Source organism: Nostoc sp. NMS4, from assembly GCF_017115095.1.
GTDB lineage: Bacteria > Cyanobacteriota > Cyanobacteriia > Cyanobacteriales > Nostocaceae > Nostoc.
In genome coordinates, this window is the sequence record NZ_JABXKI010000044.1 from 1 (window position 1) to 4,289 (window position 4,289).

The window sequence follows — 4,289 nt, forward strand, 5'->3', positions numbered from 1 at the left end:
ACAGCTTTTTTCCATTCCTCTAAAAATGGTATCATACACTACTATTTTTTAGCGACTGCAAAAGTTTTCGGTCTACTGACCAATAGCCTCTGGCTGGAAATGCACTTCAATTGCGGCTCTGCCGCAAGTCAAGAGGCGGAACCTCTCAAAGGCATTCCCAGTCTCCGAATGGGAACGAGGCAATCTCTAAAAGCTAGTTCTAGACTGCCTTTTACGTTAAGTTTACACCAATGCCACGTGCCTCCTACCTCAAAGCCCGTGGCAAGCAGCTGTATATTAGGCTTGATTTTATTTCTAGACAACAATCCCCTCAGTCGCATTGGCAAAACCAATATAGGGCTGAGGGGATGCGTTTAATCAATACAATATTTCCCAAATTTCACACCACAACAACCCGTTGACCAATACAGATAATATGCTATAATCATCTGCGGTAATTAACGGTTACTATCAATGACCAGGTAAATGGTAATTAGTAGTAATCGGGTTGTGGTTGTGGTTGCGGCACTGCAAAGTTCGATCCATCGTACAAATAACGGCTGGCTTCCTCTTCTAAGCGATGAATTAGAAAAGGTTCAATGACGTTGCTATGTCGCAGAGCGGCTAGATATCCATCCAAATACATCCGCATATCATCCGTGCGATAACCGCGATTCCATAGCTCGATGAAGGCATCGGTAAGTCTTTGGTAATAGCGGATGGTTTGTGTGTCTTGGAGCATAACTGCTGTATTAATCTCTTTGGAATGAGAATTGTAAATGATTCACGCTCAAATGTGAACTGTAATTTCACTTTGCCATTAACTCAAAGTCAACACATCTACTTTGGGTAGTACCCTCATAGCAGCTACAAGCTTCTTTAATCCTATTCCAGAAAACATCGATTCTAGTTAGCTGCTGAAATTATTTTTTTGATTTTCACGATCAACAGCCCAATTGTATTGATGTTATGTTCCTGGATGGGAGCAGTAAACTTTTGTGAAAAAATCCACTTTTACCATCAGGTTCAAAAGCTGTTGTAGTAGTGGTTAGCTGCTTGGGTTGTAGATATTTGCCACATAACACCCATCTAAAAGCAAAATGTTAAGCTAAAAGAACTTTTCATAAGTCTAACAACACTTTCGAGAAATTTAATAAAAATTTAATAATATTTCTAATCGCCTATTGGCAAGGCATAAATTAAAAATATTGCCAATTTTTTTATGAGGAAATGTAAAGTTAATCGCAATTGAAGTAACAAAGGCTACAAAACCTTAGAGAGAGGCTTGTTACTTTGAAAGTCATCAGACGCTAAGGGGTCTTGCCACCGTGGGTTCGGTTTGTATAGAAATCATTGAGGGGAATCCCCATCTGAGGTCGTTGTTGGGTTGGCACTTGCAACAACTGGAATACCGCGTGCATCAAGCTGCCAGTATTTATCAAGCAAGGGAAGTATTTTTAAGCCATCAACCAACACTGGTAGTTTTGGATGCAGACTTGCCTGATGGTGATGGCATTGAGTTTTGTCGTTGGTTGCATCGTCAGCAGCAGCCTCTAATCTTAATGCTATCTGCCCGTAATAGTGAAGCTGATATAGTCGCAGGTTTAAAGGCGGGTGCAGATGATTACCTGAGCAAACCTTTTGGAATGCAAGAGTTTTTGGCACGGGTAGAGGCACTGATTCGCCGGAAGCGCACACCTACTGCACCAGCTTATTTGGATTATGGCACTTTGCAAATCGATTTAGTTCAGCGTCGTGTCCGTTTCCAAGGGGAGTTTATTGACTTAACGCCCCAGGAATTCAGTTTGCTGTATGTTTTAGCACAAGCTGGGGGAGTACCTCTAAGTAGATCGGAATTGCTGCGTCGTGCTTGGCCTGACGCAATCGATAACCCTCGTACCATTGATACTCACGTTTTATCACTGCGGAAAAAGGTTGAACTCGATCCCCGGCAACCCAATTTGATTCAAACTATCCGCAATGTTGGATACCGTTTTAACATGGAAATTTTGAATACCAATATTTCACAGTCACAAACAACAAAGTTAGCTAGAGAGAGATTTAATAATCAACGTTCAACACTTACTAGTAGTCAAGTGTGAATGGGGGATTGGGGATTGGGCGTTAGGAGTGCTGAGTTAGGAGTTAGGAGTTAAAAGTTGTGTCTTATGCAAAATTTAAAATCCAAAATCGTCTTTAACTTCTGCCTGAATTAGGTTTTTTCGTAATTCAACCCAATTTATGTCTGAGACTTTTTGATTTGCCAATAAATGACCTTGTTGCAGGTGTAATAATCTAGTGCAAAACATCTGAGCTAGTTCCAGTTGATGATTGACCATCAGAATCGTGGTTTGATGAGTTTGACTCAACTGGGTTAGAACTTGCATTAGATGAGAAGCTGTACTGGCATCTAGGGCAGAGGTTGGCTCGTCTAATAATAATATTTTAGGCTGGATGACCAAGGCACGAGCGATCGCTATAAGTTGTCGTTGTCCAGCAGAAAGTTGCACCTCTGTTCGCCCTAACCATTCACTGGGAATGTGCAGTTGGTCTGTCCAATGATTCACTCGTTGCTGAATTGTCTGTTTGGATAAACCACGCAAAACTAAGGGATAAGCCAAGGCTTGCCCGACTGTCATCCCCAAGAGCTTTGACTCTTGCAATACAAGTACTATCATCTGCCGTAGTTGGATGACGGGAATTTGGCGATATTCTTGATTTTCTAGATAGAGTTTACCACTCGTGGGTTCAATTAGGCGGTTGATAAGGTGTAATAATGAAGTTTTCCCAGCGCCTACTGGGCCGACAATGGCAATGCGATCGCCGCAAGCGTTGGCGGAGCCATCGCTCTGGAATACCTCTAAGGAAATATCCTGTAATATGGGGTATCCTTGCTGATTGCCGGGAAGTTGGGTTTTCAGCTTTGTAAATAGATTAACTTGCTCTAGCCTGAGTGTGGCTTTTGCTGTATTCAAGGGGAGTGGTGAAGTTGAGGGAGATTAGGGAGATGAGGGAGATGAGGGAGAGGAACAAGAATAATTGTTGGGAATTGATGAAAATGCCCAATTCCCAATGCCCCATGCCCCATGCCCCATGCCCAATTCCCAATTTTAAGTTAATTGTGTACTAGTTAAAGCTGTAGCGATCGCCCAGCCATCGACTAATAGTAGCAGCAGTGTGCATCCCAGTAAAATCAGGTACATCCAGGGCTGGGCTAAAGGGCGAACATCTGTGGTGTCAATGCTCGTCTTTGCTTGGACAATTTGCACCAAACGGGCAAATCCAGCTACACGCATCGGTAGTAAATAAGCTTTCCCATCCTCGCTGAGGAAGTAATAAACTAGCCCTCCTTGTCCAGTGCTGCGGGGTTTTAACTCTTTTACTTCTGACCAAGGTAAAGACCAGCCTTTACGAAAAAAGCTCGGCACCCAGGCGGGGTAAGTAACCTGAATTCCTTGGTCATCTACTATTACTTGTTCAGTTAATACCGCGTATAAGGCAACTAGACCGATGCCAATCCCTATCCACAATAATTCTGGAGGTACGGGTGCAGCTGTTACCTGCGATAAAAAGGGTAATGGGACTGTGAGTGCTATGTATAGACTCAGCAACGTTATCCGAATCAAAGGAGACAGACGAAAAACAGAAGTTGAGATATTGGCTGAGTTTGCTGTCACGGCTCAATTACAATGCTTTTCTTCATTGTAGGGTAGGCTATGTCTCTGGTAGTTGATGTATGGCAGTTCACGGTAAATACTTCTGCACTACAATCCAACCAGTAAGGGACACCCAGGCAAATCCTATAAATAGAATAATATTTACGCCGATGTGTAAGGGTCTAGCCCAAGGTCGTCTGACACTAATTTGTGTGGCGCTAAAAGCAGACAGTAAAACTAATACTACAACTATTAACCCAGCAACCAAGTGTGACGAGTGTCCTAGTGAACCAAAGTGTCCCCAAGTGCCAACAATGCCGATCGCTAGCAGTAGTAGTACTAAACTTACCATGCTGATGCCCATTGTATAGTGGAGCGATCGCACCCCTTTATTTCCGCCCATAAATGGGGTAATAAAAGGAAATTGCTGCGAAGTTCTCGCCCGAAACATCCAAACGCCTGTAATTGCTAACATCAGATATGCCAGCAGGGATAATCCCATTGACCAGGCGGCTATTTTCCACAACCAAAGAAATGAAGGCAGATTCATAAGAATGATTGTAGTTGAGATGAGGGAGATGAGGGAGACAAGGGAGACAAGGGAGACAAGGGAGACAAGGGGACAAGGAGATAAACAAAACTCCTAACTCTTAA

At 43.0% G+C, this 4,289-nt stretch carries 6 protein-coding genes; 2 read left to right on the forward strand and 4 right to left on the reverse strand.

All coding sequences use genetic code 11. The features are described 5' to 3' along the window. Window positions 1–357, forward strand: a 357-nt coding sequence (locus tag HWQ37_RS01840; RefSeq protein WP_292743050.1) for a hypothetical protein, incomplete at its 5' end; no start/stop codon positions are given. Between the two features lie 115 nt (window positions 358–472). Here HWQ37_RS01840 and HWQ37_RS01845 read toward each other — a convergent pair. Then, window positions 473–721, reverse strand: a complete 249-nt coding sequence (locus HWQ37_RS01845; RefSeq protein ID WP_292743052.1) for a DUF6761 family protein — start codon at window positions 719–721, stop codon at window positions 473–475. Between the two features lie 586 nt (window positions 722–1,307). On the opposite strand from HWQ37_RS01845, the gene HWQ37_RS01850 reads away from it, so the two are divergent. Then, window positions 1,308–2,081 (forward strand): response regulator transcription factor, encoded by a 774-nt coding sequence (locus HWQ37_RS01850; RefSeq protein WP_094349507.1) that lies wholly within the window; start codon window positions 1,308–1,310, stop codon window positions 2,079–2,081. Between the two features lie 75 nt (window positions 2,082–2,156). Here HWQ37_RS01850 and HWQ37_RS01855 read toward each other — a convergent pair whose 3' ends face one another. The 3 genes from HWQ37_RS01855 to HWQ37_RS01865 form a co-directional block, all read right to left on the reverse strand. Then, window positions 2,157–2,954 carry an ABC transporter ATP-binding protein gene (locus HWQ37_RS01855; protein WP_292743054.1) on the reverse strand — a complete coding sequence of 266 codons (798 nt, stop codon included), beginning with the start codon at window positions 2,952–2,954 and terminating at the stop codon, window positions 2,157–2,159. Between the two features lie 135 nt (window positions 2,955–3,089). Then, window positions 3,090–3,656, reverse strand: coding sequence for a hypothetical protein (locus tag HWQ37_RS01860; RefSeq protein ID WP_292743056.1), 567 nt, complete (start codon window positions 3,654–3,656; stop codon window positions 3,090–3,092). A 67-nt stretch (window positions 3,657–3,723) separates the two neighbouring features. After that, window positions 3,724–4,185 carry a DUF4079 domain-containing protein gene (locus HWQ37_RS01865; RefSeq protein WP_292743058.1) on the reverse strand — a complete coding sequence of 154 codons (462 nt, stop codon included), beginning with the start codon at window positions 4,183–4,185 and terminating at the stop codon, window positions 3,724–3,726. Window positions 4,186–4,289 lie beyond the last annotated feature (104 nt).